The organism is Affinundibacterium fentianense (assembly GCF_018139545.1).
GTDB lineage: Bacteria > Pseudomonadota > Gammaproteobacteria > Burkholderiales > Burkholderiaceae_D > Undibacterium > Undibacterium fentianense.
Genome location: NZ_JAGSPJ010000004.1, coordinates 136,920 through 161,774, shown reverse-complemented (window position 1 = coordinate 161,774; position 24,855 = coordinate 136,920). Strand labels below are relative to the sequence as shown.

Annotated in this window: 16 protein-coding genes; 10 read left to right on the top strand and 6 right to left on the bottom strand. The window is 46.7% G+C overall.

The window, feature by feature from the left end:
- Positions 1–61: 61 nt before the first annotated feature.
- Both KDM90_RS10520 and KDM90_RS10515 read right to left on the bottom strand, forming a co-directional pair.
- On the bottom strand, positions 62–448 hold the full coding sequence (locus tag KDM90_RS10520) for a SirB2 family protein (protein WP_230409756.1): 387 nt from the start codon (positions 446–448) through the stop codon (positions 62–64).
- 57 nt (positions 449–505) lie between these two features.
- A complete protein-coding gene (locus tag KDM90_RS10515) occupies positions 506–1,378 on the bottom strand; it encodes a PhzF family phenazine biosynthesis protein (protein WP_212675562.1) in 873 nt (290 codons plus the stop codon).
- A 386-nt stretch (positions 1,379–1,764) separates the two neighbouring features.
- On the opposite strand from KDM90_RS10515, the gene KDM90_RS10510 reads away from it, so the two are divergent.
- The 5 genes from KDM90_RS10510 (at position 1,765) to KDM90_RS10490 (ending at position 4,976) form a co-directional block, all read left to right on the top strand.
- Positions 1,765–2,247, top strand: coding sequence for an FKBP-type peptidyl-prolyl cis-trans isomerase (locus KDM90_RS10510; protein WP_212675561.1), 483 nt, complete (start codon positions 1,765–1,767; stop codon positions 2,245–2,247).
- A gap of 11 nt (positions 2,248–2,258) precedes the next feature.
- On the top strand, positions 2,259–2,465 hold the full coding sequence (locus tag KDM90_RS10505; RefSeq protein WP_212675560.1) for a VF530 family protein: 207 nt from the start codon (positions 2,259–2,261) through the stop codon (positions 2,463–2,465).
- 127 nt (positions 2,466–2,592) lie between these two features.
- Positions 2,593–3,078 carry an asparaginase domain-containing protein gene (locus tag KDM90_RS10500; protein WP_212675559.1) on the top strand — a complete coding sequence of 162 codons (486 nt, stop codon included), beginning with the start codon at positions 2,593–2,595 and terminating at the stop codon, positions 3,076–3,078.
- Between the two features lie 66 nt (positions 3,079–3,144).
- Positions 3,145–3,654 carry a hypothetical protein gene (locus KDM90_RS10495; protein WP_212675558.1) on the top strand — a complete coding sequence of 170 codons (510 nt, stop codon included), beginning with the start codon at positions 3,145–3,147 and terminating at the stop codon, positions 3,652–3,654.
- 17 nt (positions 3,655–3,671) lie between these two features.
- Entirely contained in the window at positions 3,672–4,976 is a 1,305-nt protein-coding gene (locus KDM90_RS10490; RefSeq protein ID WP_212675557.1) for a glycosyltransferase, read from the top strand.
- A gap of 8 nt (positions 4,977–4,984) precedes the next feature.
- On the opposite strand, the gene KDM90_RS10485 is transcribed toward KDM90_RS10490, so the two are convergent.
- Complete coding sequence (locus tag KDM90_RS10485; RefSeq protein WP_212675556.1) at positions 4,985–7,984, bottom strand: bifunctional diguanylate cyclase/phosphodiesterase; 3,000 nt, start codon at positions 7,982–7,984, stop codon at positions 4,985–4,987.
- A gap of 207 nt (positions 7,985–8,191) precedes the next feature.
- Positions 8,192–9,751, bottom strand: coding sequence for a B12-binding domain-containing radical SAM protein (locus tag KDM90_RS10480; protein ID WP_212675555.1), 1,560 nt, complete (start codon positions 9,749–9,751; stop codon positions 8,192–8,194).
- 357 nt (positions 9,752–10,108) lie between these two features.
- On the opposite strand from KDM90_RS10480, the gene KDM90_RS10475 reads away from it, so the two are divergent.
- The gene (locus tag KDM90_RS10475) at positions 10,109–10,423 is read left to right on the top strand and encodes a hypothetical protein (protein WP_212675554.1); all 315 of its coding nucleotides are present in this window, start codon (positions 10,109–10,111) and stop codon (positions 10,421–10,423) included.
- 275 nt (positions 10,424–10,698) lie between these two features.
- On the opposite strand, the gene KDM90_RS10470 is transcribed toward KDM90_RS10475, so the two are convergent.
- Positions 10,699–11,694 carry a diguanylate cyclase gene (locus tag KDM90_RS10470; RefSeq protein WP_329605320.1) on the bottom strand — a complete coding sequence of 332 codons (996 nt, stop codon included), beginning with the start codon at positions 11,692–11,694 and terminating at the stop codon, positions 10,699–10,701.
- Positions 11,661–16,559, bottom strand: coding sequence for a PAS domain-containing protein (locus KDM90_RS10465; RefSeq protein ID WP_212675553.1), 4,899 nt, complete (start codon positions 16,557–16,559; stop codon positions 11,661–11,663). The genes KDM90_RS10470 and KDM90_RS10465 overlap by 34 nt, the downstream gene beginning before the upstream one ends.
- 343 nt (positions 16,560–16,902) lie before the next feature.
- Here KDM90_RS10465 and KDM90_RS10460 point away from each other — a divergent pair, with 343 nt between their 5' ends.
- The 4 genes from KDM90_RS10460 (at position 16,903) to KDM90_RS10445 (ending at position 24,828) form a co-directional block, all read left to right on the top strand.
- Positions 16,903–17,907, top strand: coding sequence for an adenosine kinase (locus KDM90_RS10460; RefSeq protein WP_212675552.1), 1,005 nt, complete (start codon positions 16,903–16,905; stop codon positions 17,905–17,907).
- A 28-nt stretch (positions 17,908–17,935) separates the two neighbouring features.
- Positions 17,936–21,568, top strand: coding sequence for an EAL domain-containing protein (locus tag KDM90_RS18320; RefSeq protein ID WP_212675551.1), 3,633 nt, complete (start codon positions 17,936–17,938; stop codon positions 21,566–21,568).
- Between the two features lie 275 nt (positions 21,569–21,843).
- Complete coding sequence (locus KDM90_RS10450; RefSeq protein ID WP_212675550.1) at positions 21,844–23,481, top strand: TldD/PmbA family protein; 1,638 nt, start codon at positions 21,844–21,846, stop codon at positions 23,479–23,481.
- Between the two features lie 12 nt (positions 23,482–23,493).
- Positions 23,494–24,828, top strand: coding sequence for a TldD/PmbA family protein (locus KDM90_RS10445; RefSeq protein WP_212675549.1), 1,335 nt, complete (start codon positions 23,494–23,496; stop codon positions 24,826–24,828).
- Positions 24,829–24,855 lie beyond the last annotated feature (27 nt).

Sequence of the window (24,855 nt, the reverse complement as noted above, 5' to 3'; positions counted from 1 at the left end):
GTTTGTTATTGTTGAGTCGTTTGCTTGGATTTTTTGACTGATCAATTCATGTCGATCATGATCACATTGAATGGAAAAATGGTAGCACCTGCTTACTGATCGCTACAGCAATAATGTAGACAAAGCAGAGTAGGGCGAGGATAAAACTGAAATTTTGTCCGCGCGCCGTACGCGCCCGTTTGATCGCAAACGTACCTGCGACGATATACGCAAATAGTGCGAGAATTTTGGCAGCTAACCAATGTTGCTCAAACGGATTGATGCTAGCGATCCACGCCATACTGATGGCGCTTACGAGTAAAACCGTGTCAATGCCGTGTGGCAGAATTTTGACCCACTTTATTTGTAACATACTGGAGTTTTGCTTGCGCCAATAGAAGCGCAAGCAAAACAAAGCAAGGCTGAGTGTGATGCAGCTTAGGTGCAGATGTTTTAAACCACTATACATAATCTGAGCTTTCAAAAGAATTGTTTGCGTCATTCTAGGGGAAAAGTCAGTTGAATGTTACGGCCTTGCTTCGAGATAGCCGGCATTGATTCCCCAAACCCCACCGCTCACCAAGATCTCGTCATTCGCGTTTTTCATTGCTGTTAAGACGCTTGGACGTTGGCGAAAACGCCCTTGTTGAATATGGATCGTCTGAGTTTGATCGACGATGCCATGGTGGTACAAGTACGCCGCTGCTGGCCCTGCGGCGCTGCCAGTCGCAATATCCTCCATTCGTCCGGCATTATCCCAAGTCCGAATTTCATGCTTCTCGACGTCAAAAATAAAAACAAATTTTGCGTGTAGTTTGGCCAGTTCGGCTTCTAAATCATTACCACAGATTCGAATTCGATCTATCGCATGACTTTTTATGGGAAGAATCAAATAATCTAAGCCGGTCGAAATCACTTGTGGTGGTAAGTCGCGAATTAAGTCTGTTTGTTGCAGACCTATCCGAGACAAAATACTGTCGAGCTCTTCGTGTTTGCGAGCTGTTTGAATTCTGGCTTTTCCTTGATTCATCTGGCAAAAGTAGTGATTACCACAATATTTGCTAGTCACGGCAATGTCGCGACTACCGACCTGAATGATCCAATGACTCTCCGTTTGGTGATGGACTTGTGTGCGGTGCAAGACCGCAGCGGCACCCAATATGGGGTGCCCAGCAAACGGTAGTTCTTCTTCGACGGTAAAGATGCGTGCCTTGGCTCGATGGGTGTCGCCAATGGCGATCTCCGACAAGAAGATCGATTCAAATTGTTGCATTTCTTGTGTCAGCTTTTGCATAAAACTGGTTTGCCAATTGGCAGTTTCTAAGAACACGGCTAAACCGTTGCCGCTATACGGCTGTTCCGCGAAAACATCGACATGAAAATAATTGAATGGGGTCATAGCTTAGCTGCCTCAATTGGTCTTGATCTTCAGGGACGGTAGGAAAACTCGGTCTGCGTCGAGAGTCTACAAATTATTTTTGCGCTGAGTTTGATTGAATAGCAGCGAAACGGAGGCAGTCTAAACGTATCGTGTCAGAATACAAAGTAAAATTATAATAATGTACAGTTTTGTGCTGGGCCAATCTCCGCTTGGGGCCTGCGAGTTTGGACCGGAGTTAGGTCTCGGTGACCACCTTGGTGATGGCGGGCGACGCTGTCACTTATAAGCTGAATGTGAATGTCTAAAATCGGTGTATTCGGAACAGAATTTTCGGATCGATTTTGCTGATTTTCGATTATCATGCGGGCTATTACTTTGTTATTGACCTTATTTTGGATTGACTTATGAAATTCGCTTCTTTTTTGCTATTGGCTCTTATTTGCTTGAACACGAACGATGTTCAAGCACAGAGCAGCAGTACGTCCACACCGACTGATGCGGCAACCAATGCTGCAACGACGACTCCAGCACCATTGCATTTGACCAAGCTTGGTATTATCGATACGGTAGTTGGAACGGGCGATGAAGTGGTGAATGGCAGCAATGTTGAGGTGCATTACACGGGATGGATTTACAACCACAAAGCGTGGAATTTGCATGGTGCCCAATTCGACACCTCTCGTGATAGTGGGATTCCATTGCAGCTTATTGTCGGTGCCAAGCAGGTCATTCGTGGTTGGGACATGGGCTTACTTGGCATGAAAGTGGGAGGCAAACGGACTTTAATGATTCCAGCGTACCTTGCCTATAGCACTCAAGGCTCAGGAAATATTCCGCCGAATACGCACTTGGTTTTTGATGTTGAACTTGTTTCAGTCAAAAAATAGACATCGTCCCGATGGCACGGCAATTACAAGGTAAGACTTTAGAAGCTATATTGACGGAGTTAGTCGATGTGTATGGCTGGGATGGCTTGGCGCACAGGATCGCGATCCAATGCTTTATCAATGATCCCAGCATCAAATCGAGTCTAAAATTTTTGCGTCGAACGACCTGGGCGCGCGCTAAACTAGAGATGCTCTATCTCAGTCTACCTGATGCTTAATCTTACTTAATTGGCAGCCAATGTGTTTCGCTTAGTCCTGCCAAATTGACAGCCTGAATGCCATCCACCATACTTGGCAAAAGGGTTTGCTGAGCAGAGCTGAATTTGTAGTAAAAGGATAATCTGTATGACACTTCGTATCATCGCCACAGGCGGTACATTTGATAAACACTATGATGAGCTTGCGGGCAAATTGACCTTTCATGAAAGTCATTTACCCGAAGTTCTGAAACGCGCGCGCTTGACTGTGCCCGTTGAATTAGAAGTGCGGCCTTTAATCGATTCTTTGGATATGGTAGATCAAGACCGTAAGGAGATTTTGGCTTCTTGCGAGCAATCACCAGAGAAAGCGATCGTGATTATTCATGGTACCGACACGATGCGTGAAACTGCGCATGTGCTGGGAGCGGCGAAGCTTGATAAGGTGATTATTTTTACCGGTGCGATGATACCTTATGGCGTCATTAATTCGGACGCATTCTTTAACTTGGGTTTTGCTTGTGCTGCTGCACAGCTGATGCCACCAGGAGTTTACGTCGCGATGAATGGCCAAGTATTCCCTTGGGATAATGTAAAGAAAGACCGCAGTGCTGGAGTGTTTGTACCGAATTAGTATGTTTTCGCAACAAAGAACTCGGCAGACACGAGTTAAGCCATAACCAATCAACGATCGATCACTATGAAACGTATTTTGTCCTTGTTCCTCGCAGCTGTTCTGCTTGCCTTGAGTGGCTGCGATAAAAATGTGCAAGTACGTTTTGACTCTGTGTATTTCTTCCAATCTGAAGAAGATTTGCAAAAGAAAAAAGTTGATCCTGAAGAGATGTCCCGATACACGCGCAATTTGCAATCACAAGTTGCCAAGGTCATGAAGAGTGCACAAGCGGTGCCGGGGAATGGCTACATTGTTGTTGCGGTGCGCTCAGATGAAGAAGTGGCCGCTTGGTTAGATATGGAACCAGCGTTGCATGAGTACTATGACTACGAGATTGTTGAGGCGATCAAGAAGTTACGTCCGTTTAAAGTTGAAACTGGCATTGTGGTATTCGCAATCAAGATGGCTGTTGACACACCTAAGCATACCGAAAAGCCATTGCCAGAGCCAACGGCACTGAAAGAAGCACAGCAAAAAGTTGGTGATCCTAAAGATATCGAGCAAGTTGTTTTGGCTGCCTGGCCAGAGGAATAAATTTCGCCCGATCACGTATGTCCATCCAAAGAGTCCTTTACTTAGGCTATGTTTGGCCCGAGCCTAATTCGTCCGCAGCTGGCAGTCGTACGATGGAATTTTTACGACTGTTTCGAGCGCAAGCTTGGCAGGTGACATTTGCTAGTGTTGCCGCACTGTCGCCACATAGAGCCGATCTGCAAGGAATGCAAATCGCAGAAAAACAATTGACGCTGAATTGCGATAGTTTCGATGAGTTCGTACGTGACTATCAGCCTGATCTGGTGGTCTTCGACCGTTTCTTTACTGAGGAGCAGTTTGGTTGGCGGATTGAACGTGTGTGTCCGGATGCCTTGCGTGTTCTTGATACATGTGACTTGCATAGTCTACGAGAGGCAAGACAGCGCCTATTGAAAGACAGCCTCCAAGCTTGTCATAACGAGCGGGCTAGGCAGCAAATATTAACACCCTCTCGCTTTGCCGATTTTGATTATTTATATCAATTGATGTGTGCGGATGACATGGTCAAGCGCGAAATCGCGGCGATTTTCCGTTGTGACTTAAGCCTGATGATTTCAGGTTTTGAGGCCCAGCTATTGCGTGACAGATTTGCGGTGCCTGACAGTTTGCTTTTGGAAAATAATTTGATGTGCATGCCTGGACCTGTCGATGTGCCGACTTTCGCGGAGCGTCAGCATTTCCTTAGCATCGGTAACTTTCGGCATGCACCGAATTGGGATGCAGTATTGTATCTGAAGCATGCGGTTTGGCCGGCAATACGCGCGGTTCTTCCAGATGCACAACTTCACGTCTATGGTTCTTATCCACCGCCAAAAGCGATGAGCTTACATCAACCTACGCAAGGTTTTCATTTATGTGGCTGGGCAGCGGATGCGCATGATGTAATGCGGAACGCGCGGGTTTGTTTGGCACCGCTGCGGTTTGGCGCGGGATTAAAAGGAAAGCTTGCCGATGCGATGGCCTGTGGCACACCGAGTGTGACCACGAGTATAGGCGCGGAATCGATGGCTAGGGTTGAACAATGGGCCGGCCTTGTCGCCGATGATTTGGAAGGTTTTGTCGCTGCTGCAGTCGACTTGTATCAGAATGCGGAGCAATGGCACGAGGCACAGTGTCGAGCGAGACAGATCTTGAACCAACAATTTGACCGTGATGTTGCATCATCGGCTTTACTTGAAGGGATTCGCCTAGCGAGAGACGAGCAAGCGACGCGACGCTTGCATAATTTTACGGGCGCCATGTTACGTCATCATACGATGAAGAGTACACAATACATGTCGCAATGGATACAGTTAAAGAATCAGAAAATGGAGAAGCGTTAGCGCTAATTTCATTCATCTGCATCGGGTGGTGTTAAGAGAAATTGGTGATCACTTGAGTCGCCTGCCAATAGAGCTTCGAGACCTTCGATTGGAATAGGTTTGGAGTATAAATAGCCTTGGAAGGTGAGACAATTATGCTCGATCAAAAAACGCCTTTGTGCGACGGTTTCGACTCCTTCTGCAATGACATCTAAGCCTAAATTGAGTCCTAGTGAAATAATTGCTCGAACGATAGTCGCATCACTTTCATCGTCATTCAGATCTCGTACAAATGACTGATCAATTTTTAATTGATTGAGCGGCAGTTTTTGCAAATAAGCTAGTGAGGAATAGCCTGTACCAAAGTCATCCATCGAAAATGCAATCCCTAATTTTTTGAGTTGCTGCATTTTCTCGGTTGTGGCATCAACATTGTCGAGGATCGTACTTTCCGTCAATTCAATCTTTAGTCGATTGGGATTGATATTATGTAAGCGTACGATTTCAGTTACGGTCTCGACAAAATTGGTTTGCTGAAATTGTTTGGCGCTGACATTCACCGCCAGACTTAGATGCGCAGTGCGCGGGTTTCTCGCCCATTTCTTTAATTGATTGCAGGCGGTCTCTAAGACCCAAGTGCCGATAGGAATAATGAGACCTGTTTGCTCTGCGATAGGGATGAATTCTAAGGGCGAGATAAAACCGCGATCTGGATGTATCCAGCGTAGTAATGCTTCCGCGCCGATTACATTACCCTCAGCGTCAACCTGAATCTGATAGTAGAGCTGAAATTGTTCCATTGCGAGTGCAACCCGTAGGTTGGACTCTAGCATCATCTTCACCACCAACACTGCTTGCATCGCTGGATCAAAGAAACGCACTGCATTGCGTCCCGAGGTTTTTGCCTCATACATAGCAGTATCCGCACGTTTGAACAGATCCTTAACGGTCACCTCATTCCCTTGGAAAAGGCATACACCTATGCTGGCACCACCATGATGTATGAAGTCGGTAATTTGGTAAGGTTCGTTCAGTAACAAGCGGATTTTTTCTGCAATACGATCCGCTTGCCGTGCGGCTTCATCACGATCCTCGCTTAAGGCTTGCAACACCACCACAAATTCATCACCACCAAGCCTCGCGACCGTATCACTTTCTCGAACACAGGTAAGCAATCTTTGCGCCGATTCCACGAGTAACAGATCGCCTGCATCATGTCCGCGCGTGTCGTTCAAGGTTTTGAAGTTATCGAGATCGATAAAGAGAATGGCACTGTGAGCCTCATCACGCTGATTTAATGCAATGAGATGTTGTAATCGATCCATGAGCAAGCGTCGATTCGGCAAATGCGTCAGCGGATCATAAAACGCTAAATTGAGAATTTCGTCTTCGTAACCTTTATGTCGACTAATATCGGTAAATGATCCGATGTAATGGGTGATCATGCCGCTGTCGTTGATGATCGCGGTCAAGGTAATCAACTGAGGATAGGTATCACCATTTTTTTTCTCCGCCCATAGTTCACCTTGCCAATAGCGATTTTGATTTAAGGCTGCGAAAATTCCCGAAAAAAAACTCTCATCTTGTTGTTGATTTAAATGCCGTGGAATCGGTTTTCCGACAAGTTCATCGGCCTCGAAGCCAGTAATTCTTGTATAGGCTTGATTGATACGTAGGATCTGCCACTGACTATCGGCAACAAATATCCCTTCCTGCGATTCAAAGGTAATGGCCGCCACGCGGAGGTCTTCGTCTGCTTTTTTTCGATCAGTAATATCGCTGACGAAACAATGCCATAGGGTGCTGCCGTCTTGTTCTAATTCAGGTAAGGCGTCGAGGTAAAGCCATCTGACATGTCCGTTTTTACGATGATAGCGAAATTCCATTTGGTATGGACTGAGATGTTTAGTCGCGTATTCGTGATTTTGTAAAAATGTCTTCTTGTCGGCATCATCGATACGTTTGACTAAAGCGGCCGCGTTGCTGCGAATTTCATTCGCATCAAACTCAAACATCGTCGTAATTGCCTCGCTTGCGTAAAGTACCGTCGTACTGTTATCGCGGTGAATTCGGTATTGCATAATAAGGCCAGGTAATCGCGAGGCAACCTTGTTGATGCGTTCAAAGGCGTCGCGTAATTCACTGGCGGCAATAATGCGTTCCGCTTGCAATGCGGTTATGAGGAGCGCAGTAATCGCCAATGTTGCCATGTATAACCATAGGACGATGGAACTTTCGTTGAGATCATTCGACAGGAAAGGGCCCGAGCCTAGATAAGTCGCGATCGCTGCGACTGCAGAGGAACTCAGCACAGTGAGCGATGCAAATAAATTGCCAAGTCGGATTGCCGCCCAGATCATGACTGCCATGGCAACAAACGCTAAATGGAATAAATGAAATTTCGAAAAGAAAATGAGCCAATGCGTAGTGATGAAAACACAGATAAAAATGAGATATTCCTCGAACCGTTGGCTGATTTTCGGATTCGCGTGGCCAAGTGCGAATAGAAACGGCGCGATGAGAAAGATGCCCACTGTGTCGCCAGCCCACCAACTAAGCCAAGCAAATTGGAGATGTTGTAAAGAGCTCGTTTGCGAAATGACAAAACTACCAATGCTGGCTGAGACACACATTCCCAGCATACTGCCAATACAGAAATGGATAACGTCGTCGCGATGAGTAAAATGAATAGAAAAATTTTCTCTGCGCAAGAACCAACAGACAATGGTGGGAGCGAGGGTGTTACCGATGCCGATCAAAAGTGCAGCCTGTGTCGCAATGCCAGTATTTAAATTTAAGCCCAAGGCCGCAAGAAAAATCGGCAGCACCATTGGATAGCCCCATCGCACCAAAGCTGCGACGGCGATTCCGGAGGGAAGCCAGATTAAAGTGATGTTGGGCGGAATAAACGGAAAACTGAGGCCTAGCTTTCCAGTCAAGACATAGGCCAGAAAGACGACAAGCACGCGCAGACTAAACTGCAAGCGAGCAGGATTTTGTGGATACAGAAACGCTTGAGACTGCAACATGCGGATTTTTCTAAGCTCAGAATAATCTCACCATTATGCGCGAAACCCTCTCCAAAAACATTCTGTAAAGCAAATTTTTGTCAAAAGATGCACATTATTTTAAGGCTTGTACGCACAAATTCCGCTCGTAAAGGCAGGACAAGCAGACCGATTGGGTTTGCGCTGAGCAGAATCGATACCTGTACGACATTTTTCCTGACGACAGCCTCAACTTTGTAAATGACGGCTTTGGCGTTTCGTGAGCGAATTCCCTTGTTTTGGATGCTCGATGCCAAGATTGCTGTGCGCACTGACTGTTGAGGCTCTGCCCAAGACTTCCGGGCTCTGTTTATGCTTGGCGTCGCCCGCATAATCTTTGCCTATCATCGTGAGTGCTGCCTGTTGTGCCATGCCTCGCTCTTGACATAGCCATTGGGTAACCAAATGGGCGAGGCGATCTAAGGCAATTTTGTGGGTTGCATCGGTCTTCGCATAAATCCAGTCTGATAAAGCCATGAAATTGTCAAAGGCCGATTCGCCAAGTATTACGGGTAAGGTGTGGTTGAATCGACCGGAATTGGCAATTAAGTCCCAGTAACGGGCAAAGCGAACCAACTTTTGCATTTGTGCAAAGGGCACGTCTTTATTCGCCAAGATAGTATATGGAGGATACGGGTCGAAACGCATTGCAAAATCCTCGGTATGTCGAATGATGGGCGTACCACGCAAACGTTTCAAAATGCCGAATTGAATTTCATGCGGACCTAGAGCATAGAGTTGGTTGAAACCTGCGGCGAAACTCTCTACGCTTTCGCCTGGTAAGCCAGCGATCAAATCCACATGTAAATGTGCTTTGGAATGTTGGCAAAGCCATTGAATATTCTCGGCGGCTTTCTGATTGTCCTGCTTACGACTGATTCGGCCTTGTACCTCTGGATTGAAGCTTTGAATGCCGATTTCAAATTGCAGGCTACCGTCCGGAAATTGCTGGATGCCTGCTTTAAGAGCATCAGGTAAATGATCGGGAACGACTTCAAAATGCGCAAAAACAGGATCATCGGGATGCGCCGCCAATTTATCCAGAAAAAATTGCATAATCTTTAAACTGGTTTTGATGTTCAGATTAAATGTCCGATCAACAAATTTGAATAAACGCGCGCCACGAGCATGCAGCTTCTCCATTTCATTGAGGAAGCGATCAATGTCAAATGGCCAAGCTGTTTTGTCTAAAGCCGAAAGGCAAAATTCACATTTAAACGGACAGCCACGCGATGCTTCGACATACAGGGTACGGGTCTGAATATCTTTGTCAGTGTAATACGCATAGGGCAACTGTATTTCGTCTAACTTTGCCTGAACACCTGCATGAATTTTCATTAACGGCTTGGGACCGTGCAAAATTTGCTGACACAAGCTAGGAAAAGTCACATCACCCCATCCAGTAATCACATAATCGGCCAATGCAACGATTGCTTGGTCTTGTGTCTCATAAGAGACTTCGGGGCCACCTAATACAATGGTGATCTCGGGTGCCACACGTTTTATCAGTGCAACTAAGCGCGTCGTTTCCTCAACATTCCAAATATAGACGCCAAACCCAATAATCAACTTTTCACTCGGATCTTGCCAAGCGAGTAGCCGCTCCAATAAATCGGTCGTCTTCGCGCCGATTACAAATTCCTGCAAATGTGTTTGCGATTGCAGCTCTCCCATATTCGCATACAGATAGCGTAAGCCTAATGAAGCGTGGGCATAGCGGGCATTGAGTGTCGAAAGTAGGATAGTCATAAGTAAAGAAGGGTAAGTCGGAAGGAGACCAGCAATACAATCGATGGCTCTGGAGCTGGTGCGCTTGAAGTGCCTACAGCTAAGCCGATATTGTACGCTGGCACGCCTATTCGCGTGCATTTACCCGAGCAATTCAGACAAATTTGATGAATCGTAAATTGATGCCAAATGGAGCATGCCAGATCGATGTTGAAGAAGGTTTTTTGTAGCTTGATCCCAGCAAATTTGCATTTCGTCGCATCCTAGTGGCGAGCGAAAAGGACGAAGACTATAGTTTCACCATCGACAGGGGTCGAACACAACATGCAAACGAAACATGTTGATCACAACGAAACAACAACTGTAAGGAGTCATCAAATGAAAACCTCAATCACTGGCAAATTTGTCTTTGCTACCGTTTCTGCAATTGCTATCGTGAGTGCTGCGACGGCTTTTCAAAGCCATCAAATCACGCCAAACTCAGCGCTACAAAAAACAAGTATGCAAAAAGTCACTATTGCAGCAAAACGTATGAGCCCAGAGGAAAAGTTAGCGTATGACTTGCAATCAAGTGGAATGCAAACGGTCGTGATTAGTGCAAAGCGTTTAAGTCCAGAGCAAAAAGTCGCGATGGATGAACAAGACCGTGCGTGGCAAGCAGCGACAAAAGCAAAAAAACCAGGCAAGGCATAATGTATGAAAATAAGCGATCAATAGTGTGGAGCCTCGATCCATTTGTGGTGCGAATTTTAATGTGCCGCGCAACACTTAAATGCTCAAGTAAGACGGCAGAAGTCTCGAAGACTCCACCATTTTTCCAATTCACTTCTTATTTAGCCGCGCGTACAAATCAAAGTCCTTTTTAGTTTGTGTCACATCGTTCCACTTGAGAATGTATGTCGGACCAAGCAAAACAAGAGGCCTTTGATTTTTATGCGCAGAAATAGCAAAACCAAGTCGTATCGATTTTATTCCGTTAGTTCAGCACCAAAGATTCGATGTCGACCGTGCTCTTTTGCTTTGTAAAGTTGGGTATCCGCTAGACTGATTAAACTATTTGCGCTACCGTGAATTTTCTCCGGCTTGCAGCCTACGCCCAAGCTAACCGTGACAAACGGAGCGACAGAGGATTGGGCATGCTCAATTTGTAAGCTAATCACATCTCGTCTGATTGTTTCGGCTAATTGCATCGCTCCGGTAAAATTAGTATCCGGAAGTAGACAAACAAACTCTTCTCCACCATAACGTGCAATATGGTCGCCCGCTCGCATTAGACTGTTTTTCAGTGTTTTCGCCACGCGCCGTAAGCAATCGTCACCAGCCTGATGACCGTAATGATCATTGAACCGTTTAAAAAAATCGACATCAAGCATGACCAGACTTAACGCGGTTTGATTGCGTATCGCACGACCCATCTCGGCTGCGACTCGTTCATCAAAAAAGCGCCGATTATGTACGCCAGTTAAACCATCCAAATAGGCCCAACTCCGAAGTAAATCTGATTGGGCCTTGAGCATGAGGTGAGTTTTAACCCGTGCTCGCACGATTCTTGGATTGATCGGCTTTGAAATAAAATCGACCGCGCCTAAATCGAAACCTTTTTCCTCAGCCGACTCGTCAGTTTGTGCTGTAATGAAGATGACTGGAATATCGCGAGTAGCGGTGTCTGCTTTTAATCGTTGGCAAACTTGGTAGCCATCCATTTCAGGCATGACGAGGTCGAGTAAAACTAAGTCTGGCTGCTTGCTTGCGCACAAGGCCAGCGCTTGCGCGCCACTTGTGGCCATTAAAACCTGATAGTCACTTGATAAAATTTGATACAAAACTTGAATATTTGTCGCTTGGTCATCGACCACAAGCAAGCGCGGTCTCGTCGACGTCGGAAAAAAATTCTCGTTCGAATTGGTGGGAGGATAGGTCGTTGCGGCGGTCACTTGGAAGTTTTCTCCAAAAAGTGGGTACACAATTGCTGCGCTGTACTGAAATCGAGATTCGCGATTGCATCGGCAATCGGATCGAGTTGTTCTTGCTTATGCGTGCCAAATTCTTGCTGCATACGCAGTATTGTTTCGGTCGCTGCCATATCGGCATTGTCTAATTGTTCGGACAATTCTATCAACTGATTTCTATAAAAAATCGGATCAAAAGTATCGGCGGAAGCGGACTTGGCGCGCTTACTGACTGTTGTGGATTCGAATTGGCGTAAATACTGACTGAGTACACCGAGTTGCCGATCCAGCTCAGTGATCAGATGACAAGTCGCTTGGATTAGCTCTCTAGCCTTTTCGACATCATGATTTTGCGCGGCGAGGGTGAGATTTTTTTCTATCTCGGCGAGTGATTTTGCCTGTAAATGCGCACCCAAGGTGCCGGCTAAGCCCTTCATCGTATGCAGGTGGCGTAAGCTTTGATGCAATTTGTCCGGCAAACTTGCAAGGAGTTGTGCTGGGATGAGTTCCAAGTCTTTACGGAACATATCCAGCATGCGTTGGTACAAGTCTTGTTTTCCGCCTAAGCGGTTGAGTGCCGGGCGTAGTTCGATGCCAAGCTGTGCCGCCGTATCAACCAACTCAGGATCGATTTTTGCGTCGTCCTCGTTTCCAGATTTGTCTGTCCAATGGGTAAGCTGATCTTCGTTCTTTGTGTGGCGTAGAATCACCCGGATTAAGTCCTGTAAATCGAAGGGTTTGCCGATGTGATCGTTTAGCCCCGCCTCGATACATGCGGCTTTATCCGTTGCCATGACATTGGCTGACATCGCGATGATCGGTAAATTGCTGCGCGCAAGTTCGCCGCGGATTTTTCGCGTTGCGGTAAAGCCATCCATAACTGGCATTTGCAAGTCCATGAGAACCAAGTCAAAGGGATGACGTTCACCTGCAATGCATTCAACTGCTTCTAAACCATGGTTGGCGATAGTGATCGTTGCTCCTTCAGCGGTCAACAGTTCGCGTGCGACTTGTTGGTTGTTGATATTATCCTCAACCAATAAAATACGTAAGTGGCGTAAGGGCTGATTCGATCGTTGATCGAATGATTGCTTATCACTGTTGGCTAACAGTGCCGAACCTAATTTGTTGGCATTGATAGGCTTTGTCAGGATTTGATCAAACAGCATTTGCTCTTTTGGAGAAGCGCGTTGCAGTAAGGTGTGCTCGGTTTCTCGCATTAATAAGACAAGCCGTTGGCAACGTTGTGATGCAATTTCACGAATATCGCGCACTACACTCCAACCGTCCAATTCGATACTGTCCCAATCAATTAAGATCGATTGATACGGTGTGCTATTCGACTGTAAAATTTGCAACACAGCTTGCGTGCTATCAACAAACTCAGCTGTTAGATGAAGCTCGGCGCAGGCCGATTTCAGATGTTCGCGAACGAAAATATTTGCTTCGGCAACCAAAAGATAGGCGGTCGAATGGGGATGATGATCCTCTTCAAGTCTAAGTTGGTGTTCGTTGGCAATCGGTAATTCGATGGTGAAATAGAAGCAAGAACCTCGACCTAGCGCACTCTCTAATTCCAAAGTGCCACCCATCATTTCAACTAAACCTTGGCTAATGGCGATTCCTAGACCCGATCCACCGTAGCGCCTTGTTGTTGAGGTCTCTGCTTGGGTAAAGCCAGTGAATATCTTTGCTTGATTTTCAGGTGCGATGCCGATACCTGTGTCGCTCACAGAGAAGTGAAGTGTGACTCTATGCTCATTTTTGCTCACAGCTTTAATCGCAATGATGACTTCGCCCTGTTCAGTAAACTTCACCGCGTTGCTACCTAAATTGGTTAACACTTGGCGGAGACGCAGTGCGTCTCCTACCAATTGACCAGGAATCGTTGGATCAATATCAAATAAGATGTCGACAGGCTTGTTGGCGATGTTGATGGATAACAGGTCGGATAAATCAACAAGTAATTGCTCTAGCCGGAATGGATGCGGATCGAGGCTCATTTTTCCGGCCTCAACTTTAGAAATGTCGAGAATGTCGTTGAGTAAGTTTAACAAAGATCGGGCTGCACCTTCCGTCTTGCTGGCGTAGTCATTTTGTTGCGGTGATAGCGGCGTTTTACGTAATAGACTGAGCATACCCAATATCGCGTTCATGGGCGTGCGAATCTCATGGCTCATATTGGCGAGGAACGCCGATTTTGCTTGGCTTGCATCATCTGCAGCTTGTTTCGCCTTACGCAAGGCTTCCTCAGCTTGGTATTGCAATGTGATATCACGATTAATCCCAGTCAGGAGGATTGCTTGGTTATTTTCGTCGCGTTCAACACTCCCCGCGGCTTGAATATAGCGAATGCCTTTGTTTGGATTGATAATCCGGAAAATCGGGCTGTAGGCGTGAGTGCCAGCAATCGCTGCCTTTAGTCTGTCCTCCGTCTCATCTACATCGTCAGGATGTAGTGTGCTTCGCCAGTATTCGTACGTGATTGTTTGCGTGCGCAGTTCGAGTGGTATTTCATAGATGTCGAACATGCGTTCGTTGAATGTTAGAGCATTGGTACGTAAGTCCCAACTCCAAATGCCGAGCTCTGCGACTTCAGCTGCTTTGGTGAGTTGATCGCGTACCGCCAGCAATAATTGCGTACTCTTTTGTAATTCCGCCTCCGCTTTTTTGCGTTCGGTAATGTCCATTTGGGTACCTGACACCCACTCTGGTTTTCCAAGTGGTGTATAGGATGAGACCCGACCGCGTGTTAATACCCAAATCCAATGGCCATTTTTGTGCTTTAGTCGATTTTCACATTCGTAGTAAGTCAAGTCGTGCGTGAAGTGACTTTGCATCAGTTTTTTCGCTTTTTGCAGATCATCTGGATGGGTTAACTCGTCCCAAGTAGAAATCGTCGGTGTACCAAGCTCGTTCAGCTCATAGCCGATCTGATCCGCCCAGCGCTCGTTCAGGCGCATCTCACCTGTTTCGACATTCCACTCCCAAGTACCGACATTCGTTCCTTCAATAATGTGTGCGAGCGCGGAACGCTGATTGGCGAGCCGGCTTGCCGCTTTCTTGCTCGCGGTAATGTCGGTTCGGATCGAAATAAATTTTTCGATCTGCCCTTCAGCGTTCTTAAAAGGTGCGATAAACGTATCGACCCAATATAAATTCCCATTCTTGCTACGATTGCAGACTTCGCCGCGCCACGGGGTCCCTGAGGAAATCGTGCGCCACATATTCGATAGAAAGTCTGGCGATTGAACACCCGTCGCGACGATTTTGTGATTGCCGTCTAGAATTTCCTCCCGGGTAAAGCCGCTGATACGGCAATAAGCTTGATTCACATCGATAATTTTGCCAGCACTGTTTGCAATCGAAACAATCGCATGCATGTTGAGTGTACTCAGCAGTGCATCACTTTCACGCATCGCCCCTTGCAGGCGCTGTGCTGCAAGTTTGCTGTCGGTGACATCGGTACAAATCGCAATATATTTTTCGATCACACCTTGTCGATTCTTGAAGGGAGCAATGAAGGTGTCCACCCAAAAAATTGTGCCATTGCGTGCCCGATTACACACTTCACCGCGCCATGGGGTGCCACCTGAAATGTTATGCCAAACGTCTTCCCAAAATTCGCTGGATTGCTCTTTGGAACTGATGATCCGATGATTCTGTCCGATCAGTGCTTCACGCGGATAACCGCTGATGCGGCAGAAAGCGTCGTTCACATCGACGATACATCCGCTGGCATCGGTGACGGAGACAATAGCGTGCATATTCAATGTGCTGAGTAATGCCTCGTTGTCACGTTCAGCGGCATCTAATTTTTTCTGAATTTGTTCACTAAATCCAAGTTGAATTTTGAGGAGTGAAGTCAGTAAAACGCTGATTAGCGTCATCGCAAGAAAGAAAGCCATCGGAATCGTCCGATGTAGATTGGCTTCAAACGAACTTGTGCTTGAAATGAGCAATTTAAATTCATGTCTCTGCAGATTAATGAGTCGATGAGATTGAAACATGCCGATTTGCAAATTTTGCTCGCTAGTGCTTTCGGTTTGATCAGCCAATTTCGCATTCGAACTAAAAAATTTGGTGATTTCTCCCCCACTATAAGATTGCGTATTCGCCAATTCGAACTGAATAGTACCGTTGTCGATGTCTGGAATGCCAGCAAGTAATTCTGGCAGTAAAATTGGCGCGTAGGCGAGACCAAGTACTGCGGATTGACGCTCTTTTGGGGTGGTGATTGGGGCGTCGCGCTTGTAGGTCGCAACGAACAGCAAGACACTGGCTTTTTTTTCTGTTTTGGGTGGCGCATAAATCAGCGGGCTCATACTCGGTAAGCCCGAGTTGATGGCGTCTTCGATCGCGATACGACGCCGTTTGTCCGAGGCAAAATCAGTGCCTGGCACGAAATGATTGCGAAATGGCGTTTCAAAATATTTTGCGACAAATCGGCTATCCGTGTCGTTCACACCGAACTCTTGTAAAATGAAGTCTGGACCGTCAAGACGTTTTTGTTCTGCTAAGTAGTGATCCCAATTGGTTTTTGTTACCTTTTCAACAAATCCAAAACCGCGTGCGCCCGGATATTCTTTGTCTAGCTCATGGGTCGCGATCGCGTTACGAAACTCGACGCGGCTGAGATGTTGGTTGACGCCAAATAGGCTTTTAATGCTATTGAGGCCATAAATCGGGATAGCAAAGCGTTGTTGAATTTCAGTGGCGACACGTTCGGCACGGTTTTGAAATTCATTTTCTAGCTTATTTTTTTCATTTTGGTTGAGCCACCAAGTGCCCGCCGTAGCGAAGCACATGCCAAGAATGAAGATAGCAGTGGGCAGTATTTGCGGGTGCATCCACTGCTGGTTGAGCGAGAATTTCTTCACGATACACATTCCATGCTAAGCAATGCGATTGATGGTTTTTAAGTATCGCGGTGTTTTGATGTTGCCGTCAATCAAATATTTCTTTTGGGAAGCGTCAATTTGCGCGAAAATGCAACATTTTGAGTGCAAATGGCGCACAGCTTATTCGGCTCGCCTAAGCTATGAGAAACGAATTGCGCGAGATAACCGCTAAAGAAGGAATACGTTTTCAACGTGAAGCGATGCATTTGCATAGCAATTCGAACGTTTTCGCTGTAGTTATACGAACTTTGATGCTTGGTGAGGGAGCAGGGCAAGCATCCTCAAGTACTTTTTTTAATACGATATTGATAGATTGAATTTTATGAAAAAAAACTTTGCGATTTATGGCTTAGGTGCTGCCTTAGTCGATACCGAAATCACTTTGAATGACGCGGATTTACAAGCAATGAAGGTAGACAAAGGCGTGATGACTTTAGTGGATGAAGCTCGTCAAACTGAATTAATCGCGGCCCTCAATCATCATTTGGTCGCTTCGAAACGCGCGAGTGGCGGGTCGGCAGCGAATACCATCATAGCGGCGAGTTATTTTGGTTGCCAGAATTTTTATTCGTGCAAAGTGGCGAATGACGAAAATGGCGAGTTTTACCTTAACGATCTACGAGCCGCTGGTGTCACAACTCCTGCGCACATCGTGCCACCAAGCGGCATTACCGGAAAATGTTTGGTAATGATTACACCTGACGCTGAGCGTACGATGAATACCTACCTTGGCATCAGTGCTGAATTGTCAGTGAATGAGCTCGATTTGGACGCAGTTTCGCAGTCGGATTTTGTCTACATTGAGGGCTATTTGGTGACCTCACCAACAGGGCGCGCCGCGGCGATCCGTTTACGTGAAGAGGCGCAAGCAAAGGGAACTCAAGTCGCACTCAGCTTGTCTGATCCTGCGATGGTGCAATTTTTCCGCGATGGTTTGACCGAAATGATAGGCGATAGTGTTGATTTGATTTTCTGTAACCGTGACGAAGCTATTGGTTTCGCCCAGACGGAAAATTTGGAGCAGGCATGTGGGGTCTTGAAAAAATACGCCAAGAAATTTGCCATTACCTGCGGTGCTGACGGCGCGATGGTGTTTGATGGTGAGACTTTGCTCCAAGTCGCAGCACCGAAAGTTGTTGCGATCGATACGAATGGTGCAGGCGATATGTTTGCAGGTGGTTTTTTATACGCACTGGCTCAAGGTTGTGATTTTGCTCGCGCAGCCGAATTTGCGAACTTAGCTGCCGCACAGATCGTAACCCAGTACGGACCTCGTTTGCAGGCAAGTCAGTACCAAGAATTGAAAACACGCTTTTTTTCTGCATAAGTGAATTTCCTTGCACTGACTCATTTCTATGTTGACTTCCTTTTCCAATCGAATGACAGGATACTTTGCCGCAGTGCTCGTCGCAGCACTGGGCATACTGTTCTTTCTTTGGTATTTTGGAATTGCATCACTCGGTTTTGTCGGCGCGCGTGAAGGGCGCTTAGCGAGCGCGATTGCGCAATTGGAGATGAAGGCTGATCTGCAAAGAAATTTGATTGCAGCAGATTTGCAGGAGCGTCTTGGCGATGTCTTGTTGTTAGCAGAAAGTGACAGCATCAAGACGGCGATTCTTAACGACGATCAGCGATTGCCCGCAATTCTACAGAAAAAGATTCAGAGTTTGCAAAAGGCTCATCCGGGCCGGTTTTCTAGTATTTTTATCGTCGATATCAGCAGTCGCCGCATCTTGGCGCAAGCCGGCGTTTCAGACCAGCCACATCCCTCGTTGGCGTCAATCGCGCAATTGCTTAAGAGTATGCCCGGCAGTAGCCAAATTGTACGTTGGGAGGCTGATGCAACAACGCAATTGGCAGTGATCCATCCAATTGCGACTGAAGAGAGCGATGGTCAACAGTCTATGCAGCCTGTTCTGATCAGTATTTTGGATCCCGACTTGTTTTTGCAGGACGGTTTCTCCTTGGATCAGGAGTTGTTGAGTCGATTTGGTACAACGATGTTATTCGATGACAAGGCGCACTTGGTCACGAGTTTTCCCAAAGTCGATCCACAGTTACCGATGTTCATTCCTGAAAAGCAGATCTTGGCAGGCTTTGAAAGGAGTGTCTCACAAAAAAATCGAGCGAACGATGAATTGATTGCGGTTTATCGCAACGTCAAGCTGAACGCCACTCAAGCTTGGACGATGGTCTATGTCGCCCGCAAAGCTGACTTGCTTTCTGGGCTACTCGAAAGCATCAATTTGTTGCTGGTCGCGGGCGGTGTGATTACTTTATTGGCCCTAAGTTTGATTTGGATGGCGGCACGTAAACTGACCCGCTCGCTCGGTAATTTAGCTGCCACAGCGACCCAACTAGGCCAAGGAAATATGAATGTGCGTGCTGATTTACGACACGATGATGCGCGCGAAATTCGTGTGTTGGCGCAAGCATTTAATGGCATGGCTGACGCAGTGCAAAATTCTCAGGCCTCGCTCGAAGATACGCTCCAATTGAGAACGGAGGAGCTGGTACGCTTAGAAAATCGTCATCTCACATTATTCAATGCGACCGCTAGCGCGGTGGTCGTGTTGGATCCATTTCGAATTATTGATGCGAATCCAGCGGCAGTCGAGCTGTACGGAGCATCGGGTTTACAGGATTTGTTGCACCGTCAGCCAAGCGAGCTTTCGCCGCATTTACAAGCAAATGGAGTCGAGTCAGCAAGTTTGGCGCAGAGCAATATCAAACGTACTCAGGAGCTCGGACATTTCGCATTTGAGTGGCGTCACCAAAGACTCGATAACGGTGCTTGCTTTGATGCAGAAATTTTGTTGAATCGCGTCGAACTCGAAGGTAAAGAATTCATCCAGGCAAGTGTTCGCGACATCTCGGCCCGCAAAAAAGTGGAAGCTGCACTACACGCTAGCGAGGAGCGCCATCGGACTCTAGTCGAGTGGTCACCTGAAGGGATTAATGTCCATCGTAAAGGCAAGTTAGTATATGTGAATGCTTCGGCAATCCGTATGCTCGGGGCGCAACGCGCCGACCAATTAATAGGTCGACCCTTGTTGGAAATTATTCATCCTACCCATCATCATTTAATGCGGACCAAGATAAAAAGTATTCATGATGTTGATGTTCACAAGGATATCTATGAAATTCAATTTGTCCGTATCGATCAACGGGTGATTGATGTCGTGGCACAAGGAGCTTTAATCGATTTCGATGGCGCGCCTTCCATTTATGTTGCATGGCATGATGTGACTGAGACCAAACAACATGCGGAGTCTCAGAAGATCGCAGCGACCGCGTTTGAATCCCAGGAAGGGATGTTTGTCACCGATGCCAATTGGCAAATTTTGCGCACGAATCAATCGTTTAATCAGATTACCGGCTACTCCTCCGAAGAGTTGGTCGGACGATTGCCGAATTTTATGCGGGCTGAATTTCGTGCTCATGAAGATTTCAACATCATGATGCAGAGCATTGCTGAGCGCGGCTCTTGGCAAGGTGAAGTGCAAGATCAACGGCGAGATGGCACGCCATTTGCCGCTTGGATTAATATCTCCAGTGTTACGAATGATGATCGAGAAATTACCCATTATGTTGCGACTTTCAATGACATCACTCTACGCAAAGCAGCTGAGGATGAGATTCGCAACCTCGCATTTTTCGATCCTTTAACCCAGCTCCCTAATCGCCGTCTCTTGATGGACCGATTAGAGCAAGCGCTTGCATCAGGGACACGGCATCACAGAAAAGGGGCTTTGTTATTTATTGATTTAGATAATTTCAAGACGCTGAATGATACTTTGGGTCATGATCAAGGTGATTTGTTATTGCAACAAGTCGCGCAGCGCTTGAGTCACTGTACGCGTGAGGGCGATACGGTGGCGCGATTGGGCGGTGATGAGTTTGTCGTGATGTTGGACAATCTCGAAGTCGACTCATTTGACGCAGCAAATCAAGCTGAAACTGTTGCGATCAAAATTCTCTCTGAATTAAATCAAACCTATTGGTTGGGCGTGAATGAGCATCATAGTTCGCCAAGTATCGGTGTCACGCTCTTTGGTGAACAACCAGAGACAATTGCAGAGCCTCTGAAGCGTGCGGATCTAGCCATGTACCAAGCCAAAGCGGCCGGCCGCAATACCATCCGATTCTTTGATCCTAAAATGCAAATCTTGGTCTCGCAACGGGCCCAGTTAGAAGAAGATTTGCGCGATGCCATGTTGAACGATCAATTTGCGCTCTACTACCAACCTCAATTTTCTGACGATGGACGATTGTTTGCGGCGGAGGTTTTGATTCGTTGGAATCATCCTAAGCGTGGCATGATCTCACCTGCGGAGTTTATTCCTTTAGCGGAAGAATCAGGATTAATTACGATCTTAGGATATTGGGTACTATACACCGCCGCGAATCAATTAGCGGCATGGGCACATCGTCCAGAATTCGCCGAATTGACGATCGCTGTGAACGTGAGTCCTAGCCAATTCCATCAAAAGAATTTTGTCGAACAAGTGATTGACGCGTTGAGTCTCAGTGGCGCAGATCCACGCCGTTTAAAACTAGAATTGACAGAAGGATTTTCGATCGCTGATATTGAAGACGTGATCGCTAAGATGACGCATTTAAAAGAGCGAGGTGTTGGCTTTTCTTTGGACGATTTTGGAACGGGATATTCGTCTTTGTCGTACTTAAAGCGTTTGCCACTCGATCAATTAAAAATCGATCAAAGTTTTGTACGCGATATCTTGATTGATCCGAACGACGCGGCTATCTCCAAAATGGTCATCGTGCTGGCGGAAAGCCTTGGTCTTTCGGTGATCGCCGAGGGCGTAGAGACATTGGCGCAGAAAGCTTTCCTCGAACAACAAGGTTGTCGCGCCTATCAAGGTTATTTATATAGTAAGCCTCTCCCAATTGACCAGTTTGAGGCCTTTGCCAAGCAGGCATATGAAAGCTATGCCGATAGCGATCATGTCTCGGCCAAAACATAGGCAGTGAATGACCATGTCTAAGTTGGCTTTATTTTAGCCTTTCTCGATTTCATCACAAAAAAGTGTCGCTCGATTGCTACGTGCGGAACTTAATTCAATGCTAGAAGTCCTATCTCGTTCACAATAAAGCGGTTTGCGATGCAAACGCGATGTTTGCGCCCGGCTTTAGTCGATTCGCAAATCCAGCTTACTGACTAGTTTCAGCATAAGCATTTTGCATGCTTGTGTATTAATACTTGTTGCGTGATTTCAATATAACAATGTTTGGAGATGATATGGACCGACGTGATTTTTTAAGTTTAGGTGGTGTAGCCTTAGGTAGCCTATTGATGCCAGCCTATGGACGCGCCATTACCGCTGATGAATTATTAAAACCCGTTGCCAATCAGTTTCGCAAGTCACTTGCGGATGTCGCATTAAATACGGCGACAGCGTCAGGCGCGAGTTACTGCGACGTGCGAATTGGGCGTTATCTCAATCAATTTATTGCTACTCGCGATTTGAATGTAGAAAATGTTGCGAACACCGAATCAGCCGGTGTTGGTGTCCGTGTGATCGCAAACGGCGCATACGGTTTTGCTGCTACCAATGACATGTCACCAGATGGTGTCGCTGCCGCGGCACGGCAAGCGGTCGCCATTGCTAAAGCGAACTCGAAATTACAAACAGAACCAGTACGTCTGGCCGCTGTGAAAGGTGTCGGTGAAGTGAGTTGGGCCACACCGATCAAGAAAGACTGGCGCACAGTGCCGATTAAAGAAAAAGTCGAACTGCTGTTGGCCGCAAATAAAGCTGGAATGGAGGCAGGTGCCAATTTCATGCAATCGGTCATGTTCCAAGTCAATCAACAAAAATATTTTGCATCTACTGATGGTTCATACATAGACCAAGATGTGCATCGTTTTTGGATGCCATTGACAGCAACGGCGGTCGATACCAAAACCAATAAATTCCGCTCACGGCAAGGCCTTTCAGCACCGGTGGGTATGGGCTACGAGTACTTAGATGCGCGCCCAGAAGATCGAATCCAAGCGGCTGGTGGCGTTGCGACCTTGTATAAAAATTCATATGATCTGATTGCCGATGCGCGCGCATGTGGCAAGAGCGCAAAGCAAAAACTGACTGCTAAGTCTGTGGTGCCAGGTAAATATGATTTGGTCTTAAGTCCAGAACATTTATGGTTAACCATACATGAGTCAGTGGGACATCCAACTGAGTTGGATCGTGTATTGGGATACGAAGCGAATTTTGCAGGTACCAGTTTCGCGACTATCGATAAGTGGGAAAGCAAGAAGTTTAAATATGGCTCGCCGAACGTCACGATTGTGGCTGACAAATTGACGCCAGGTTCACTCGGTGCAGTGGGTTACGATGATGAAGGCGTGGCTTGCAAGCGTTGGGATATTATCAAAGACGGGATTCTGGTCAACTATCAAGCCACCCGTGACCAAGTTCATATGTTGGGTCAAACGGAATCACATGGTTGTTCCTATGCGGATAACTGGAGCAGTGTGCAATTTCAGCGTATGCCAAATATTTCTCTGGCACCCGGCAAGAAGCGCTTGACCCCAGATGAGATGGTTAAAGATGTGAAAAAAGGTATTTACATCGTTGGTGACGGCTCATTCTCTATCGATCAGCAACGCTTCAATTTCCAATTTGGCGGACAGATGTTCTTTGAAATTAAGAACGGCAAAATTGGCGAGCAATTGGAAGATGTCGCCTATCAATCGAATACCCAAGAATTTTGGAATGCATGCAGTGCCACGTGTGACGAACGCGACTGGCGCTTGGGCGGTTCCTTTTTCGATGGTAAAGGTCAGCCAAGCCAATCCAGCGCGGTTTCGCATGGCTCAAGTACCACACGTTTCAATGGCATCAATGTGATCAACACAGCACGTAAGATCGCTTAAGGAGAACACAGCATGAAACAATTGAGCCAAGAAGAAGTAAAAAGCATTTGTGACAAAGTGATGGCTTTCTCGAAAGCAGACGAATGCAATGTGCAAATCGGCGGGGGCAGTACTGGGAACATTCGTTTTGCGCGCAATGCGGTCTCTACCTCAGGCGTGATTAGCGACACACAATTGGTTGTTGCTGTTGCATTTGGTAAGAAACAAGGGATTGCAACCATTAATGAATTTGATGATCAATCGCTGGAAAAAGTTGTGCGTCGTGCCGAGGACTTAGCAAGACTTGCGCCCGAAAACCCTGAATTTATGCCTGCCGTGACGAAGCAAGCTTATCAAGCATCGCCTACTTTTAGACAAAAGACCGCGGATATCGATCCGGCATTCCGCGCAGAGGTTGCCGCGTATGCGATTGAAGCATGCCGTAAAAATAATTTGGTCGCCGCTGGGTTTTTTACTGACAGCAATGGTTTTAGCAGTATCGCGAATTCCAACGGCGTGTTTGGGTTCCAACGTGAAACAGGACTCGACTTCACCTGCACCGTGCGCACTGAGGATGGCCGTGGTTCGGGTTGGGTTAAGCGGTCGATCGGAGATGCAGGGCGTTTTGATGTGCGCGAAGCGATCGATGTGGCGATGGAAAAAGCGAAACGATCATTGAACGCGAAAGCACTCGAACCAGGTCGTTACACCGTGATTCTAGAACCAGCTGCCACTTCAGATCTGATCGGCAATATGCTAGGTGGCTTCGATGCACGTCAGGCCGACGAAGGCCGAAGCTTTTTGTCAAAAAAAGGCGGTGGGAATCGTTTAGGCGAAAAACTTTTTGATGAGCAAGTCAATATTTGGGCCGATCCTTGGCATCCTGATGTAGGCGTTTTACCGTGGGATGGCGCGATGTTGCCACGTGAACGTACCGAAGTGATTAAGAATGGTCGTGTCAATTCTTTAGAGTATTCCCGTTACTGGGCGCAAAAGCAAAAAGTCGTAGCACGCGCTGGCCACGGAAATATGATTATGGCAGGGACCGACAAATCGACTGCCGAGTTGATTGCGAATACAAAAAAAGGCGTACTTGTTACCCGTACTTGGTACATCCGTATGGTCGATCCTCAATCTGTCCTGCTGACTGGTCTGACCCGCGATGGCACCTTCTACATTGAGAACGGCAAAATCATGTATCCGATTAAAAATTTCCGCTTCAATGAAAGCCCAGTCACGATGCTCAATAACATCGAGGAAATTGGAAAACCGGTGGTGATCGCTGGTGATGAAGTGCCGTATCAAATGTTGATACCACCGATGAAAGTTCGCGATTTCAATTTCACCTCACTTTCAGATGCGGTCTAATTTGATCGTTAGTTTCAATTTCAGGAG

What these genes read in the sequence shown, in the direction of transcription:
- KDM90_RS10505 (WP_212675560.1), top strand. Translation starts at nt 2,259, where the DNA reads ATGGCACGGCAATTACAAGGTAAGACTTTAGAAGCTATATTGACGGAG.
- KDM90_RS10515 (WP_212675562.1), bottom strand. Translation starts at nt 1,378, where the DNA reads ATGACCCCATTCAATTATTTTCATGTCGATGTTTTCGCGGAACAGCCG.
- KDM90_RS10510 (WP_212675561.1), top strand. Translation starts at nt 1,765, where the DNA reads ATGAAATTCGCTTCTTTTTTGCTATTGGCTCTTATTTGCTTGAACACG.
- KDM90_RS10460 (WP_212675552.1), top strand. Translation starts at nt 16,903, where the DNA reads ATGAAAAAAAACTTTGCGATTTATGGCTTAGGTGCTGCCTTAGTCGAT.
- KDM90_RS10490 (WP_212675557.1), top strand. Translation starts at nt 3,672, where the DNA reads ATGTCCATCCAAAGAGTCCTTTACTTAGGCTATGTTTGGCCCGAGCCT.
- KDM90_RS10450 (WP_212675550.1), top strand. Translation starts at nt 21,844, where the DNA reads ATGGACCGACGTGATTTTTTAAGTTTAGGTGGTGTAGCCTTAGGTAGC.
- KDM90_RS10495 (WP_212675558.1), top strand. Translation starts at nt 3,145, where the DNA reads ATGAAACGTATTTTGTCCTTGTTCCTCGCAGCTGTTCTGCTTGCCTTG.
- KDM90_RS18320 (WP_212675551.1), top strand. Translation starts at nt 17,936, where the DNA reads ATGTTGACTTCCTTTTCCAATCGAATGACAGGATACTTTGCCGCAGTG.
- KDM90_RS10445 (WP_212675549.1), top strand. Translation starts at nt 23,494, where the DNA reads ATGAAACAATTGAGCCAAGAAGAAGTAAAAAGCATTTGTGACAAAGTG.
- KDM90_RS10500 (WP_212675559.1), top strand. Translation starts at nt 2,593, where the DNA reads ATGACACTTCGTATCATCGCCACAGGCGGTACATTTGATAAACACTAT.
- KDM90_RS10475 (WP_212675554.1), top strand. Translation starts at nt 10,109, where the DNA reads ATGAAAACCTCAATCACTGGCAAATTTGTCTTTGCTACCGTTTCTGCA.
- KDM90_RS10485 (WP_212675556.1), bottom strand. Translation starts at nt 7,984, where the DNA reads ATGTTGCAGTCTCAAGCGTTTCTGTATCCACAAAATCCTGCTCGCTTG.
- KDM90_RS10520 (WP_230409756.1), bottom strand. Translation starts at nt 448, where the DNA reads ATGTATAGTGGTTTAAAACATCTGCACCTAAGCTGCATCACACTCAGC.
- KDM90_RS10480 (WP_212675555.1), bottom strand. Translation starts at nt 9,751, where the DNA reads ATGACTATCCTACTTTCGACACTCAATGCCCGCTATGCCCACGCTTCA.